At 63.2% G+C, this 13635-nt stretch carries 14 protein-coding genes; 6 read left to right on the plus strand and 8 right to left on the minus strand.

The features are described 5' to 3' along the window. Position 1: 1 nt before the first annotated feature. The gene (locus ASH04_RS24420) at positions 2-298 is read right to left on the minus strand and encodes an antibiotic biosynthesis monooxygenase family protein (protein ID WP_027497837.1); all 297 of its coding nucleotides are present in this window, start codon (positions 296-298) and stop codon (positions 2-4) included. 68 nt (positions 299-366) lie between these two features. Further along, positions 367-1743, minus strand: a complete 1377-nt coding sequence (locus ASH04_RS24425; RefSeq protein WP_057474777.1) for an NAD-dependent succinate-semialdehyde dehydrogenase — start codon at positions 1741-1743, stop codon at positions 367-369. Positions 1744-1983: 240 nt separating this feature from the next. On the opposite strand from ASH04_RS24425, the gene ASH04_RS24430 reads away from it, so the two are divergent. Next, positions 1984-4221: an NADP-dependent isocitrate dehydrogenase gene (locus ASH04_RS24430; RefSeq protein ID WP_032364297.1), complete on the plus strand. Its 2238-nt coding sequence runs from the start codon at positions 1984-1986 to the stop codon at positions 4219-4221. Between the two features lie 196 nt (positions 4222-4417). Here the strand turns inward: ASH04_RS24430 and ASH04_RS24435 are convergent, their stop codons facing one another. Both ASH04_RS24435 and ASH04_RS24440 read right to left on the minus strand, forming a co-directional pair. Then, a complete protein-coding gene (locus ASH04_RS24435; RefSeq protein ID WP_057474778.1) occupies positions 4418-5254 on the minus strand; it encodes an adenylate/guanylate cyclase domain-containing protein in 837 nt (278 codons plus the stop codon). Next, positions 5251-6231, minus strand: coding sequence for a GlxA family transcriptional regulator (locus ASH04_RS24440; RefSeq protein ID WP_057474906.1), 981 nt, complete (start codon positions 6229-6231; stop codon positions 5251-5253). Before ASH04_RS24440 ends, ASH04_RS24435 begins: the two co-directional genes overlap by 4 nt. 122 nt (positions 6232-6353) lie before the next feature. Here ASH04_RS24440 and ASH04_RS24445 point away from each other — a divergent pair, with 122 nt between their 5' ends. Further along, positions 6354-6992, plus strand: coding sequence for an isochorismatase family protein (locus tag ASH04_RS24445; protein ID WP_032383767.1), 639 nt, complete (start codon positions 6354-6356; stop codon positions 6990-6992). 45 nt (positions 6993-7037) lie between these two features. Here ASH04_RS24445 and ASH04_RS24450 read toward each other — a convergent pair whose 3' ends face one another. Further along, positions 7038-8240, minus strand: coding sequence for a vWA domain-containing protein (locus tag ASH04_RS24450; RefSeq protein ID WP_057474779.1), 1203 nt, complete (start codon positions 8238-8240; stop codon positions 7038-7040). A 219-nt stretch (positions 8241-8459) separates the two neighbouring features. Here ASH04_RS24450 and ASH04_RS24455 point away from each other — a divergent pair, with 219 nt between their 5' ends. Genes ASH04_RS24455 through ASH04_RS24465 form a run of 3 tightly spaced genes read left to right on the plus strand, consistent with a single transcriptional unit; the run spans position 8460 to position 10542 of the window. After that, positions 8460-8879: an EVE domain-containing protein gene (locus ASH04_RS24455; protein ID WP_235580088.1), complete on the plus strand. Its 420-nt coding sequence runs from the start codon at positions 8460-8462 to the stop codon at positions 8877-8879. Positions 8880-8891: 12 nt separating this feature from the next. Further along, the gene (locus ASH04_RS24460) at positions 8892-9878 is read left to right on the plus strand and encodes an alpha/beta fold hydrolase (RefSeq protein ID WP_057474781.1); all 987 of its coding nucleotides are present in this window, start codon (positions 8892-8894) and stop codon (positions 9876-9878) included. 7 nt (positions 9879-9885) lie between these two features. Further along, positions 9886-10542 (plus strand): nitroreductase family protein, encoded by a 657-nt coding sequence (locus ASH04_RS24465; RefSeq protein ID WP_057474782.1) that lies wholly within the window; start codon positions 9886-9888, stop codon positions 10540-10542. A 22-nt stretch (positions 10543-10564) separates the two neighbouring features. Here ASH04_RS24465 and ASH04_RS24470 read toward each other — a convergent pair whose 3' ends face one another. From ASH04_RS24470 to ASH04_RS24480, 3 genes are all read right to left on the minus strand, one after another. Further along, positions 10565-10855 (minus strand): DUF1330 domain-containing protein, encoded by a 291-nt coding sequence (locus tag ASH04_RS24470; protein WP_057474783.1) that lies wholly within the window; start codon positions 10853-10855, stop codon positions 10565-10567. A 103-nt stretch (positions 10856-10958) separates the two neighbouring features. Further along, on the minus strand, positions 10959-12026 hold the full coding sequence (locus tag ASH04_RS24475) for a ParB/Srx family N-terminal domain-containing protein (RefSeq protein ID WP_057474784.1): 1068 nt from the start codon (positions 12024-12026) through the stop codon (positions 10959-10961). Between the two features lie 108 nt (positions 12027-12134). Beyond that, complete coding sequence (locus ASH04_RS24480; protein WP_057474785.1) at positions 12135-12665, minus strand: GNAT family N-acetyltransferase; 531 nt, start codon at positions 12663-12665, stop codon at positions 12135-12137. Between the two features lie 116 nt (positions 12666-12781). Here ASH04_RS24480 and ASH04_RS24485 point away from each other — a divergent pair, with 116 nt between their 5' ends. Further along, positions 12782-13633: an ABC transporter permease gene (locus ASH04_RS24485; protein WP_082519427.1), complete on the plus strand. Its 852-nt coding sequence runs from the start codon at positions 12782-12784 to the stop codon at positions 13631-13633. Positions 13634-13635: the final 2 nt, after the last annotated feature.

Genomic DNA, 13635 nt, shown 5'->3' on the forward strand with positions numbered 1-13635 from the left:
CTTACGCCTCGTACATCGGAGCAAAATGCTCGACGACGGGGAACGGATCGTAGAAGTGATGCAGTAGCGCCTTCCACTGCTGATACTCGTCGGAACCACGAAAGCCGTCGGTGTGGTCTTCGAGTCGTTCCCACTCCACCAACAGCAGGTAGGTGTTCGGTTGCTCGATGCCCTGCGAGAGGGTCAGATTCACGAACCCCGGCATCGACGCGATGATCGATTTCGCGTCGGCGAACGCGGTTTCGAACTCGTCGGTTCGGTGGGGGATGACATGCAGCAGGGCGTGTTCGACGATCATCGAGACAGTATGACCGCAGCAGCGCGATGCTCCCCGGGCAACTGCCCGGGGAGCATCGGCGAGTACGGCTACTTTGCGGAGACTCGGACGAGCTTCTTGTTCACGAATTCGTCCATGCCCCACGGTCCCAGCTCGCGGCCGACGCCGGAGCGCTTCACGCCGCCGAACGGCAGGCCGGGCAGTGTGGTGCCGTGTTCGTTGACGAAGGCCATGCCCACCTCGAGGCGTTCTGCTACGTCCCGGGCCTTGTCGAGGTCTGCGCTCCACACCGACCCGCTCAGTCCGTAGGGGGAGGAGTTCGCCAATTCGATTGCCTCGTCGGCGTTTTGGATCTTGTAGATGACGCCTGCGGGGCCGAACAGTTCCTCGGTGTAGGCCCGCATGTCCGGCGTGACGTCGGTCAGCAGGGTCGGCTGCACGTACGCGCCCGGTCCGTCGATCTTCTTGCCACCGGTGAGCAGTGTCGCGCCCTTGGACACCGCGTCGTCGATCTGCTCGATCAACGTGTCGGCAGCGGTCTGCGACGACAGGGGACCGAGGGTGGTGTTGGCATCCAATGGATCGCCGGTCTGCACGGCCTCGAAGGAGGTGACGAGCTTGGCGACGAACTCGTCGTAGACGTCTTCGGCGACGAGGATGCGCTTGGCGGCGTTGCAGGCCTGGCCGGCGTTGGACAGGCGCGCACGGGTTGCGGATTCGACGGTGGCGTCCATGTCTGCGGAGTCGAGCAGGATGAACACATCCGAACCGCCGAGCTCGAGCACGACCTTCTTGAGGTTGCGCCCGGCCGTCTCGGCGACGGACGTTCCGGCTCGCTCACTTCCGGTGAGCGAGACGCCCTGCACGCGGGCGTCGGCGATCATGTCGGCGATCTGCTCGTTGGTCGCGAAGATGTTGATGTACGCGTCTTCCGGCAACCCGGCCTGCCGGAAGATCTCTTCCATCAGCAATGCCGATTGCGGGCAGTTCGGTGCATGCTTGAGCAGAATCGTGTTGCCCACCATCAGGTTCGGGCCGGCGAATCGGGCTACCTGGTAGTACGGGAAGTTCCACGGCATGACGCCGACGAGTGCGCCCACGGGCTTGCGCTGCAGCACACTGATTTCCGCTCCGGGCACGTCGAGTGTCTCGTCCTCGAGCAAGCGTGGGCCGTTGTCGGCGTAGTACCGGTAGATGTTCGAGGACAGTTCGACCTCGCCCTGAGACTCGGTCAGAGGCTTGCCCATCTCGAGCGAGATGGTGCGGGCCAGTTCGTCGGCGCGCTCGACATACAGGTCGGCGACCTTGTGCAGGATGTCTGCGCGATGCTCGGGTGAGGTCTTGCGCCACGTCTGGAAACCGGCGTGCGCATCCGCGAGGGCGCGCTCGATGCCGGTCGAGTCGAGAGTTTCGAATTCCTTGACGGTTGTGCCGTCGGCAGGATTGACAGTCTTGTAGGTCGTCATACTCGGTTCAACGGACGGCGAGGCCGATGTTGTTCCTAATCGGGCAAATCGGATGGCCCGGCGGTGGTCAGGGGCAGGACCGAGCACGGTCTCGAAATCCATTGAGCGCCCTACTGGTCGGTAACTTGGATGCGCAGATGGAGTGATACCCCACTGCCCCCCACAGCGGCGAGAACGAAGATTAAAGTTGAGGACGAACGCATCCAAAAGACGACGTCGAAACTGAGGCAAAGGCGAAACATGACAGCGAAGAAGCCGACCATCATCTATACCCTGACCGATGAGGCGCCGATGCTGGCGACTCACGCGTTTCTGCCGGTCATACGTTCTTTCGCCAGCGCGGCCGGCATCGACGTCGAGTCCAGTGACATCTCGGTTGCGAACCGCATCCTCGCCGAGTTCCCCGATTACCTCAACGAAGACCAGCGAGTGACCGACAACCTCGCCGAGCTGGGCAAGCTGACGCAGCTGCCCGACACCAACATCATCAAGCTTCCCAACATCAGTGCCTCCGTTCCGCAGTTGCTGACCGCGATCAAGGAACTGCAGGACAAGGGTTACGCGATCCCCGACTTCCCCGGGAACCCGAAGACCGACGAAGAGCGCGAAATCCGCGACCGCTACACCAAGTGCCTCGGCAGTGCGGTCAACCCCGTTCTGCGCGAGGGTAATTCGGATCGCCGCGCACCCAAGGCCGTCAAGGAATTTGCGCGCAAGCACCCGCACAGCATGGGTGAATGGTCGCCGGCGTCGCGCACCCACGTTGCGCACATGCGCCACGGCGACTTCTACCACGGCGAGAAGTCGATGACCGTCGAGGGCGACCGCGAGGTCAAGATGGAGCTGCTGACCGAGGGCGGCGAGACCATCGTTCTCAAGGAGAAGGTGTCGCTCACCGACGGCGACGTCATCGACAGCATGTTCATGAGCAAGAAGGCGCTCATCGAGTTCTACGAGGAGCAGATGGAGGACGCCTACAAGACGGGCATCATGTTCTCCCTGCACGTCAAGGCCACGATGATGCGGGTCTCGCACCCCATCGTCTTCGGTCACGCCGTCAAGGTCTTCTACAAGGACGCGTTCGCCAAGCACGGCGACCTGTTCGAGGAGCTCGGCGTCAACGTCAACAACGGCCTGTCGGATCTGTACAGCAAAATCGAGGCACTCCCCAGCGCGCAGCGCGAGGAGATCATCGACGACCTGCACAAGTGCCACGAGACTCGTCCGGAGCTGGCGATGGTCGACTCCGCCCGCGGAATCTCGAACTTCCACTCGCCCAGCGACGTCATCGTCGACGCGTCGATGCCTGCGATGATCCGCAGCGGCGGCAAGATGTGGGGCGCGGACGGCCGGCCGAAGGACACCAAGGCCGTCAGCCCGGAGTCGACCTTCTTCCGCATCTACCAGGAAATGATCAACTTCTGTAAGACCAACGGCCAGTTCGACCCGACGACGATGGGCACCGTTCCCAACGTCGGCCTGATGGCGCAGAAGGCCGAGGAGTACGGCTCGCACGACAAGACGTTCGAGGTCCCTGCCGGGGGCGTCGCGAACATCACCGACCTGGCGACGGGCGAGGTTCTGCTGACGCAGGACGTCGAAGAGGGAGACATCTGGCGTCTGTGCATCGTCAAGGATGCGCCGATCCGCGACTGGGTTGCGTTGGCAGTGCGCCGCACCCGTGAGTCCGGGATGCCGGTCGTCTTCTGGCTCGATCCGTACCGCCCGCACGAGAACGAGCTGATCGGCAAGGTGCGCAAGTACCTGAAGGATCACGACACCGAGGGCCTCGACATTCAGATCATGTCGCAGGTTCGCGCGATCCGCTACACGATGGAACGTCTCATCCGCGGGCTCGACACCATCTCCGCGACCGGCAACATCCTGCGTGACTACCTCACCGACCTGTTCCCGATCCTCGAACTCGGCACCAGCGCCAAGATGCTCTCCATCGTTCCGCTGATGGCCGGCGGTGGACTGTACGAGACGGGCGCTGGCGGTTCGGCCCCCAAGCACGTCAAGCAGCTCATCGAGGAGAATCACCTCCGCTGGGATTCGCTGGGCGAATTCCTGGCTCTCGCAGTCAGCCTCGAGGACCTGGGAACCAAGACCGGTGACGTCAAGGCGACCATCCTCGCCAACGCACTCGACTCGGCCACCGGCAAGCTGCTCGAGAACAGCAAGGGCCCGTCGCGCTCGACCGGTGAACTCGACAACCGTGGCAGCCAGTTCTACCTCGCCCTCTACTGGGCACAGGAACTCGCCGAGCAGACCGAGGACACCGAGCTGGCCAAGCACTTCGCAGCTCTGGCAAAGACCCTCTCGGAGAACGAAGAGAAAATTGTCGGCGAGCTCAACGCGGTACAGGGCAACCCGGTCGACATCGGTGGGTACTACTACCCGGACCCCGAAGCCACCGCCGCAGTGATGCGTCCGTCCTCGACGTTCAACGAGGCACTGGAGTCGGCGAAGCAGTAGTACTTCTGCCTGCTTCACCACCCTTTGGGATGAATGGCCCATTCACGCGCTCAGGCGTTGTGAATGGGCCATTCATTCGTTCGGGGGCAACAACTTTCGGACTTAGCATCAGCCGCCAGCCGTCCGCGGTCCACAGTTCGCCCCCCGGTTGGGATCAATGCGACATTCACGCGTTCAGACGTTGTGAATGGGATATTCATGCGCTCGCGTGGCCGGTCTCCGCACTCGGAAGTGCCGGCAGCGCCACCGGATACAACTGAAAGCTTCCGCTCATTCCCTTGAGTTCGACGTCGCGGGGCGTCCCCAGAGTCAGGCCGTCCGCCCTGGCGATGGCGTCACGCACCGGCTCGCTGACAAGGATTTCACCGCCCTCGGCCTGCCCCGCAACCCGTGCCGCCATGGCCACGTTGAGTCCGAACAGGTCGTCGCCTCGGCGCACCGAGCTGCCGACGTGCACGCCCATGCGCACGCGGATGCGATCCCAGCGGTCGGGGTTCTTCTGCAGGGCTTCTTGGACTTCCACTCCGCAGCGCACGGCCTCGGCCGGGTCGGAGAAGGCGATCATGTAACCGTCGCCCTGGCTCTTGACCACATGTCCGCCGTGGTCGTCGACGTGTTTGCGGATCAGCTTGTTGTGCTTCTCGAGCAGTTTCACCCAACCGCGGTCGCCCAGTTCTTCGTTGCGGGCGGTGGACCCTTCGATGTCGGAGAACATGACCACGATGTCGCCGTCGGCGGTCATGCGTGCCAGGTCGGGGCGTTCGACCTTGGCCCAGCCCGCGAGGTCTTCGACGGAGTTGCGGACGGTCGCGCCGAATCCCTTGTTGATGAGTAGGTCCGTGGTGTGGAAGGCGGTTCTGATCGCGAAGGGCACCAGGCCGCGTCGCTTACGGCGTTGCTGCGATTCGAGAGCGCGGTCGAGTGCCCGACGCGTGTGCTTCAACTTTCGTCGAGACACGATGAGAACCACACCGAGCGCGATAATGGCGGCGAGCTCGACTCCGGCAACTATCCACAGGATCACGTTGCTCATCCTCGCCTGTCGGCGGTGTCCGTGGTTGCACAACCGACCGCGAACTGCTTCCGGTAGGCCGTCGGCGTGACGGCGAACGCCGAGTGGAAGTTCTGACGCAGGGTGACGGCGCTGCCGAATCCGCACGAGGCAGCGATGGTCTCGATACTGTGGCCGGTCGTTTCGAGTTGGCTGCGGGCGGCGTCGAGCCGCTGGTCGAGTATCCAGCGCGCGGGCGTGGTTCCCGTCGCATACTGAAATTGCCGGATGAAGCTGCGCCGGCTCATGCGTGCCCGCTCGGCAAGGCGCTCGATCGGCAGGGGCTCGGCCAGTCGCTCCAGCGCCCAGCTCTGGACGTCGGCGATCGCGGAGTCCTCGGATGCCTCGATCACCGGCCGTTCGATGTATTGCGCCTGACCGCCGTCGCGATGGGGTGCGACCACCAGACTGCGCGCGACCCGCGTTGCCGCTGCCGCGCCGAGGTGCTTGCGGACGATGTGCAGGCAGGAATCGATCGACGACGCCGTGCCCGCGGAGGTCATGACGTCGCCGTGGTCGATGTAGAGCACGGACTCGTCGAGGCCCAGTTGCGAATTGCGGTCGCGCAGTTCGGTCATCTTGGACCAATGGGTGACGGCAGGGCGTCCCGCGAGCAGTCCGGTGTCGGCGACGGCAAACGACCCCAGACACAGTCCCGCGATCTGGGCTCCCCGTCTGTGAGCGCCTCGAAGAGCGGTGGACAGGTGAGCGCCGATGTGTGGCAACGACTCCGGCCACGACGTCACGATGACGATGTCGGCCCAATCGGCGATGTCGGGGCCTTCGATATCGCCGACGGGGAAGCCCTCCTCGGTGCGGATCGACCCTGGCTCGTCGGACCACACCCGCGTCTCCCAGTCGGGGGCCAGCCCGAGGCGCGTCACCTCGCCGAACACCATCAACGGCGCGGCGAGGTGGAACATGGTGATGCCGTCGAACACGTACAGCGCGATGCGCATGAATCTCCGATCGATGAATTGGCGCAATTTCATCGAAAGTATGCATCCGTGCCACTCGTGAACGCAAGGTCGGTGCCGAAGTATGGGTATCGACCGAGTACGCCACCTGAAGGAGAACGTCCATGACCGCACCGCGTAGAGCCCTCATCGTCATCGATGTACAGCAGGAATACTTCGAGGGAGTGCTGAAGATCCAGTACCCGCCTCGCGACGAGTCGTTGGCCAACATCGTTCGTACCATCGAAGCGGCTGTGACGCAGGATGTTCCGGTGGCCATCGTGCAGCACGAGATGCCCGAAGGCTCGCCGGCATTCGTCAAGGGAACCCCGACGTACGAGCTTCATCCCGACATTCAGGCCGTCGTGCAGCCGTCCTTCGAGCGAGTCGAGAAGCAGTACAGCAGCGTCTTCGCTGGCACCGACGTGGCGAAGTGGTTGCAGGGCAACAATGTCGACACCGTCACGATCGTCGGATACATGACCAACAACTGCGATCTCGCCACCAGCGCCGACGCCGAAGCACTAAACCTGACCGTCGAGATCCTGTCCGACGCCACTGGCGCGATCAACCTTTCGAACGAGGCGGGGACAGTCTCAGCCGAACAACTCCACAAGGCGCTGATGGTGCTTTACCAGTCCAATTTCGCAGCGGTGGCGACGACCGACCAGTGGATCGACGCGGTCAAGAACGGAAACGGCCTCACGGCAAACAATCTGGTGGTCTCGGCTGCGCAGGGCAACGACGCGGTCGGTACCGCCTGAGCCCACGACAGGCGGTCTGACTTCTATCAGGTCGGGTGTCCGTCGTCAGTCGATTATCTTCGCCGCCCGGGCTGCACGTATCCAATCCGGGAATTCGCTGAGGATTCGTTCGTACAGCTCGGCGTCGGAGACTTTGTCGATGTCGTCGAGCGCGAAGAACCCGGCGTTGTCGATGAGCCGGCCTTCCATGGTGTCCAGCTTTTCGAGAACGCCGTAGTTCGCTTTGCCGACACCGATGAACTGCCAAAAGATGGGCGCGCTCGACGCCGTCCGCATGAAGCTCGCGATCGGCCCGCGTTTGGTGAAGCCACCGTCGGTGAAGAACAGCACCAACGTGGGCTGACGCGAGGCCACCGTGGACAGGATCTGATTCATGATCGGCAGTTCGTCGTTGGTGCCGCCGATCGACGAGTAGTCGATTCCGCCATGGTGGCCGTACAGGTGGAGGTAGGTGTCGGCCCAGGAATCGGTGCCTGCGACGGTGATGACTGGCAGCTGCGCGTACCACGAGCCGTAGAGGTAGGGTTCGAGCTCGCCGTCGTCGTCGAGCTGGGTTGCAACCGGAACCATTCGTTCGACGACTCTGTGCACTACGCGCGTCGAGTACTGCTTGCTCATGCTGCCGGTTTTGTCGATGACAAGAATGATCCGAGCCCGCAGTCCCACGGCATTTTTCGTGAGCAACACCTTGTGTACATGATTCTTGCGGAGATCGAGCTTCTCGCGTTTGACCATCGAGAGCTTTTCCTCGCCCGCTACGGAACGCACTGTCGGGGTATCGGTGTCCTGGACGTCAACCCCGTGTTCGCGGACGAGATCGGCAAAGCCCGCGTCCCAGCCGGCGCTCACATTGCGCACCTTCCAGTCGCCGCCGCGGCGGTAGATTTCGACCAGAACTGCTGCAGTTTCCGTCGTCAAACCCGATGCTGGACTGACGATGTCGCTCGACCTTACGGTCATTCCGGCGCGAGTCGACAGTGCGCTGTCCGACGCAACCGCGACGACGATGGCGTCGACGTCGGTAGGCACGAGACGCAGGTCGATGCTCAACGACCGCGTCGATGACAACCGAACCGCGCCCTCGGGCGACGATGGCTGATTGAAGAACACGAAATCGTCGTCGTTGCGCACTTTTCGACCCGTGTTCACCTGGAACGCAAGCAGGTCGACACCGTTGGCATCGTCGACGGTGACCTCGAACGCTCGTGCCTCGATCAGGGCATTCCCGCCTCGTACCAGGGTCGTCATAGTGTCCTTTCGGTGTCGCTGGAACACATCAGGCCAGAGTAGTGGCGGCACGAAATGGTTCACGAGCTGGTGCGAAAGCCGCCGCCTGAATGAATGTCCGACCGGCGTCGCCGGCGAGTGGGAGATCCCAACGTGCTGCCATCCACACCAGTTGGGTTGGCAGTTGACCCCGCGCAGGGCAACGACGCTGTCGCCCAGTTTGTCATTACGATGGCGAGTGTGACGGCACGGGCGATAACGGACCAGACGCTCGGCGCATGGGTGATCAAGTGCAATCCGCACAAGACCGACCTCGCACCGATGGCCGAAGCCGGACGTGCGCAGGAGAATTGGTGCGTCGCGAACAACTATCGAACTCGTCTGATGGCACCTGGGCAGCCTGTGTTGTTCTGGGTCAGCAGCCACCCGCGACGCGGGATCTGGGGTGCGGGTCGATTGACCGGCACCCCGGTCCCCGGCCCGCAGTGGAAGGTCTCGACGAACATCACGCTGTTCGATCAGCCGATCCTCGCGTCGGATCTGCAGGCCGTTGCGGAACTGTCGACGCTCGAGGTGTTCCGGTCGCCGCAGCAGTCCAACCCCTCATGGGTCGACGCGTCCGCATGGGCAGTGATCCGACAGATGCTGCCTCTCGAATGATGTGATGGCGCTATGACACCGGAGGACGAACCGACACTGCACGGAATGCTCGATGTCGGGGACGGGCAACGAATCTACTGGGAGCAATGGGGTCCGTCCGACGGCGTCCCGGCGGTCTACTTGCACGGCGGACCGGGCGGGACCCTGAACTCCAGTCAGTTTCGTCGCCACTTCGACCTGTCTCGCGTTCGAGCTATCGGATTCGAGCAGCGCGGGTGCGGACGGTCGACCCCGCACGCGTCGGATCCCTCGACGTCGTTGGCCACCAATACAACCGCGCACCTGATTGCCGATATCGAAGCGCTGCGTGTTCACCTCGGCGTCGAGGCGTGGATCGTCAACGGCGCGTCCTGGGGATCCACTCTTGCTCTTGCCTATGCTCTCGCCCATCCGACAAGGGTTCTCGGCATGGTGCTCGTTGCTGTCACGACGACAGGTAGGGCTGAGGTCGACTGGATTACGGAGGGGGTCGGCGCGGTCTTCCCGGAGGCGTGGGATCGGTTCGCCACATTTGCCGAGCAGGCCGGAGTCGGCTATCGACGCGGTGAGGACCGCATAGTCGACGCGTACGACCGCCTGTTCAATTCGACCGATTTACAGTTGCGAGACAGCGCATCTCGGGAATGGGCGCTGTGGGAGGACGTCCACATCTCGATCGGTACCGATGGCGTGCGGCGCAATCCGCGATGGGACGACGACCGGTTCCGGCTGGCCTTCGTGCGGCTGGCCGCGCACTACTGGTCGCACGACGGGTTCTGCGATCCGCCTCTGCTCGATCGTGCCGACGGTCTGCGAGATGTTCCGGGCGTCCTGATCCATGGCCGAAAGGATGTTTCCGGACCGGCTGTCACGCCGTGGCATCTACACCGAAGTTGGCCCGGGTCGACACTCGTCATCGATGAGGGCGACGGGCATGGGGGACTGTCCATGGCGGCGCGCTGGGACGCTGCGAACGAAGAATTGACCGACCGGGCCCTGCAGAGGCCGAATGGTGCATGATCGAAGGGTGACTTCTTTCCCGATCGTTGATCTGACTCCCGACGAGCTGCTGACCACCACGCGAACTGTGCGTAAGCGTCTGGACCTGAGGCGGCCGGTGCCGATGGAGCTGATCAAGGAATGTCTCGAGATCGCGCTGCAGGCCCCGTCCGGATCGAACAAGCAGGGCTGGCAGTGGATCGTCGTCACCGACCCTGATCTTCGTGCTCGCATCGGCGCGATCTACGGCGAATTGTTCGCCGCATATCAGGCGTCGAAGCATTCCGCGTCGGCTTTGTTCGCCGACGATCCGGAGCGCGCATCGGTACAGAAGCGCGTCGGCGACAGTGCCGGGTGGCTCGGCGAGCACATGGGTGAGGTTCCGGTGCTGCTCATTCCGTGCATCCAAGCCGGTAAGACGCTTCCGGCCGGTAATCAGGCCGGTCTGTGGGGCTCGCTGTTGCCCGCGGTGTGGAACTACGCCCTGGCCGCACGCGCCCGTGGCCTCGGAACAGCCTGGACCACAATTCATCTCGCCCGTGAGCGGGAGATATCCGAGCTACTCGGCATTCCCGAGGATTTTCATCAGGGTGCGCTCATTCCGACGGCGTACTACACGGGTGAGACGTTCAAGGTTGCTCCGCGGGATCCGATCGAGACGGTTCTGCACGTCGATCGCTGGTAGGCGCATCGGCCCGGCGCAGCCATCAGACGAGCGTCTCCACGTGGATGATTTCGGTTCTCGCCACGGCCCGCCGATGGACGTCGGCGAGCGCAAGCCGCTCCGGGTCCTTCATGTAGGCCTGCAAGGCCGAATCATCCGGTAGGTGGATGACCTGCACCTCGAGTGGTCCGTCGCCGGTGTCGACTCGGCGGACTCTGCTCACTACTTCGCCGCCGTACTTCGGAATCAGGTCCAGCACCGTGTCCTCGTAGCGGGTGAGCGCGTCTTCTTGTCCGTCCGCCGCCCACAGCAGCACACACAGCTTCAGGTTCATGACGCGAGACGGTACCGGACGCCACGAACTGGACCTGGTCGATCACGTATGCAATGCCCGACGCCAGCCCGGCGACATGACGTAGACCTACCGCGACGCGGAGTTAGCGCGGCAGTCCCGACTTGTACTGCAAGGCATACGCCAGTTTGCCCGGCTTGGCGTCCGAGTACAGTGCCGAAAGCTTTCCGAATTCACCCTTGTTGGCTGCTTTGCCGTCGTTCCACGCATCCAGAGCGCCGAGTTCGGCTGCAGTGCGGCCACTCTCGATCACCGCGTCTTTCGGGGCGGTGACCTGAGCGCGGGAGACCGACTCGACGGTGCTGAGGTAGCTCGCGAGATTGTTGCTGTCCCATCCGCTGATGTCGACTTCCGCCGAGTCGCGAACCCATGCGCCCCAATAGAACTCCTGGAAGGGGATGGTGCCGGGGCTGAAGCCGATGTCGCGGGCGAAGTACATCAGGCTGCGGTACTTGTCGTTCTGGAACTTGGCGAGACCCACTCCCGACGGAAGCTGCTCCACCGGAACTTCGTTGCCGTCGACGTCGTAGTTCCACACCCACTTCTCGGCTTTCATCCGCGCCCAGAAATCAGTTGGGCTCAGGTCACTGAGATTCGCGACCACCCGCAGACGAAGGTGCAGATTCGGCCCACCGTCGGCTGTTTCGTAGAACGAGGTCAGCGTGTGGTGTCCGTCGGTCAGGTATGGCACGCCGCCCGGCCCGATGACGACGGTCTTCATGGGCGCGATGGTGTCGGGCGTTTCCTGCCCGACGGGGACTGTGCAGGTGAACGACGACGGATTGTCCAGTCGCGCAGCGGGCGATGCCGAGGCGGCCTCCTCCTGGCCGTTGGCCTCGCACCAGTCGTCGAACTTCTTGTTGATCTCGTCTTTGCCGAGCGCGTAGCGACCGAGCTTGTAGTACACCTCGTCGTATCCGAGAGAGGGTTGCGTCGCGCGCACATCACCGATCGGGAGATCGAGAAGCTCGCCCGCCTCGGCACATTGGTAACCGAGGCCCGACGACGATCCACTGGGGAGCAGGTCTGCGACCTGACACAGCGGCGACGCCGTCCGTGCCGGGCCAGCAGTGGCGACGCCGCCCATCGACGTGGAGACGACAGAGACCAGTGCGAGGATGCCCAGTAGAGCAGCTCTTCGACGCGATGCCATTCGTGAAACTCCCAGAGTTCGGAAAGTGAAGTTTTCCGAGACTGTCGCACCGCGGTCACCGGCCGGTGTCGGGGAACCGACGCGGAGGTGAACGTCGCGTGATGTGCGTCAGCGATCCTCGCGCAACAGTGCGTAGACGAGCGTGTCGGTCCACTCACCCTTGCACCACCAGTTCTGGCGGAAGTGCGCTTCCTGACGCATCCCGACCCGCGCGGCCAACCGGGCCGACGCGTCGTTGCGTCCGTCCAGCTGTGCGCTGATTCGGTGGATCTGGGGAAGCGAGAACACGTGCTCGATCAACGCTTTCACTGCCTCGGTCGCGTAACCCCGACCGGCCACGGCGGGGGAGAAGGTCCAGCCGAGTTCGACGAGTGCCGGGGATCCGTCCACGAGCCATGCTTCGACGTTGCCCACCACGGTCTGCTCGTGTTCGACGACCATCGCCAATGCCTGGGTGTGCAGCCCGCTTCGCTTCATCCGTTTGCCCACCGCCGCAACAGCATCGGCGTGCGTCCACGCTTCGTGCAGGAGGTAGCGGCACACTTCCGGGTCGCTGTAGTAGGCGAGAATCCGGTCTGCGTCGTCGGGTTCGTACGGACGCAGCGTCAGGCGTTCGGTGTGAATGGGCTCGACGTTCATGACAGCGATTCTGCCCGACCTAGATTCACGCTGATTCGAACCCTGTTCTCGGACCCGCATCGTGACGGAGGGTGGTGAATCGAACCTGCTCCTCATTAACCGGAAGGCACGTGAACATGGTCGTCACGTCGTACGCCCCACCCGCTGGGCCCGTGCACATGCGCGTCAGCGACGCCGGCCCCGCACCCGCGTCACCGAAGCAGTCTGTGTGGCAGCGCTACCGATGGACCGTCGTCCGCAGTCTGTCGCCCCTCGCGCTCCTCGTTCTGTGGCAGATCGCCAGCGCTGCCGGAGTTCTCTCCGAGCGAGTGCTGCCCGCACCATCCTTGGTCTTCGACGCGGGTGTGCAGTTGCTGCGCAACGGTCAGCTGGTCGAGGCACTCGCCGTCTCCGGCACCCGTGTTGTTCAGGGACTCGTGCTGGGCGGGGTGATCGGGGTGGTGCTCGGCGCGCTCGTCGGACTGTCGAAGCTCGCCGAGGCGACCGTCGATCCGCCGCTGCAGATGCTGCGTGCACTGCCGCACCTCGGACTCATCCCGCTGTTCATCCTATGGTTCGGGATCGGCGAGACTCCCAAGATTCTGCTCATCGCTCTGGGAGTTGCATTTCCGCTGTACCTCAACACGTACTCGGCCATCCGTCAGATCGATCGCGACTTCCTCGACACCGCCGTCGTACTGGGTTTCTCGTGGCGTCAACGCTTCACCACGATCATCCTGCCCAGCATTGCTCCACAGCTGCTGGTGGGATTGCGACAGTCGTTGGCGATCGCCTGGCTGTCGTTGATCGTGGCCGAGCAGATCAACGCCGAATCCGGGCTGGGCTACATCATCAACAATGCGCGGGACTTCCTGCGTGTGGACACCATCATCTTCGGACTCGTCGTCTACGCCCTGATGGGAATCGCCACCGACGGCATCGTGCGAATCCTCGAAAAACGAGCCCTCCGTTACCGATTGGATGCCTGATT

This window comes from Rhodococcus sp. Leaf233 (genome assembly GCF_001426165.1).
GTDB lineage: Bacteria > Actinomycetota > Actinomycetes > Mycobacteriales > Mycobacteriaceae > Rhodococcoides > Rhodococcoides fascians.

Coding starts and splice junctions, on each gene's coding strand:
- ASH04_RS24420 (WP_027497837.1), bottom strand. CDS start 298: ATGATCGTCGAACACGCCCTGCTGCATGTCATCCCCCACCGAACCGAC.
- ASH04_RS24425 (WP_057474777.1), bottom strand. CDS start 1,743: ATGACGACCTACAAGACTGTCAATCCTGCCGACGGCACAACCGTCAAG.
- ASH04_RS24430 (WP_032364297.1), top strand. CDS start 1,984: ATGACAGCGAAGAAGCCGACCATCATCTATACCCTGACCGATGAGGCG.
- ASH04_RS24435 (WP_057474778.1), bottom strand. CDS start 5,254: ATGAGCAACGTGATCCTGTGGATAGTTGCCGGAGTCGAGCTCGCCGCC.
- ASH04_RS24440 (WP_057474906.1), bottom strand. CDS start 6,231: ATGCGCATCGCGCTGTACGTGTTCGACGGCATCACCATGTTCCACCTC.
- ASH04_RS24445 (WP_032383767.1), top strand. CDS start 6,354: ATGACCGCACCGCGTAGAGCCCTCATCGTCATCGATGTACAGCAGGAA.
- ASH04_RS24450 (WP_057474779.1), bottom strand. CDS start 8,240: ATGACGACCCTGGTACGAGGCGGGAATGCCCTGATCGAGGCACGAGCG.
- ASH04_RS24460 (WP_057474781.1), top strand. CDS start 8,892: ATGACACCGGAGGACGAACCGACACTGCACGGAATGCTCGATGTCGGG.
- ASH04_RS24470 (WP_057474783.1), bottom strand. CDS start 10,855: ATGAACCTGAAGCTGTGTGTGCTGCTGTGGGCGGCGGACGGACAAGAA.
- ASH04_RS24475 (WP_057474784.1), bottom strand. CDS start 12,026: ATGGCATCGCGTCGAAGAGCTGCTCTACTGGGCATCCTCGCACTGGTC.
- ASH04_RS24480 (WP_057474785.1), bottom strand. CDS start 12,665: ATGAACGTCGAGCCCATTCACACCGAACGCCTGACGCTGCGTCCGTAC.
- ASH04_RS24485 (WP_082519427.1), top strand. CDS start 12,782: ATGGTCGTCACGTCGTACGCCCCACCCGCTGGGCCCGTGCACATGCGC.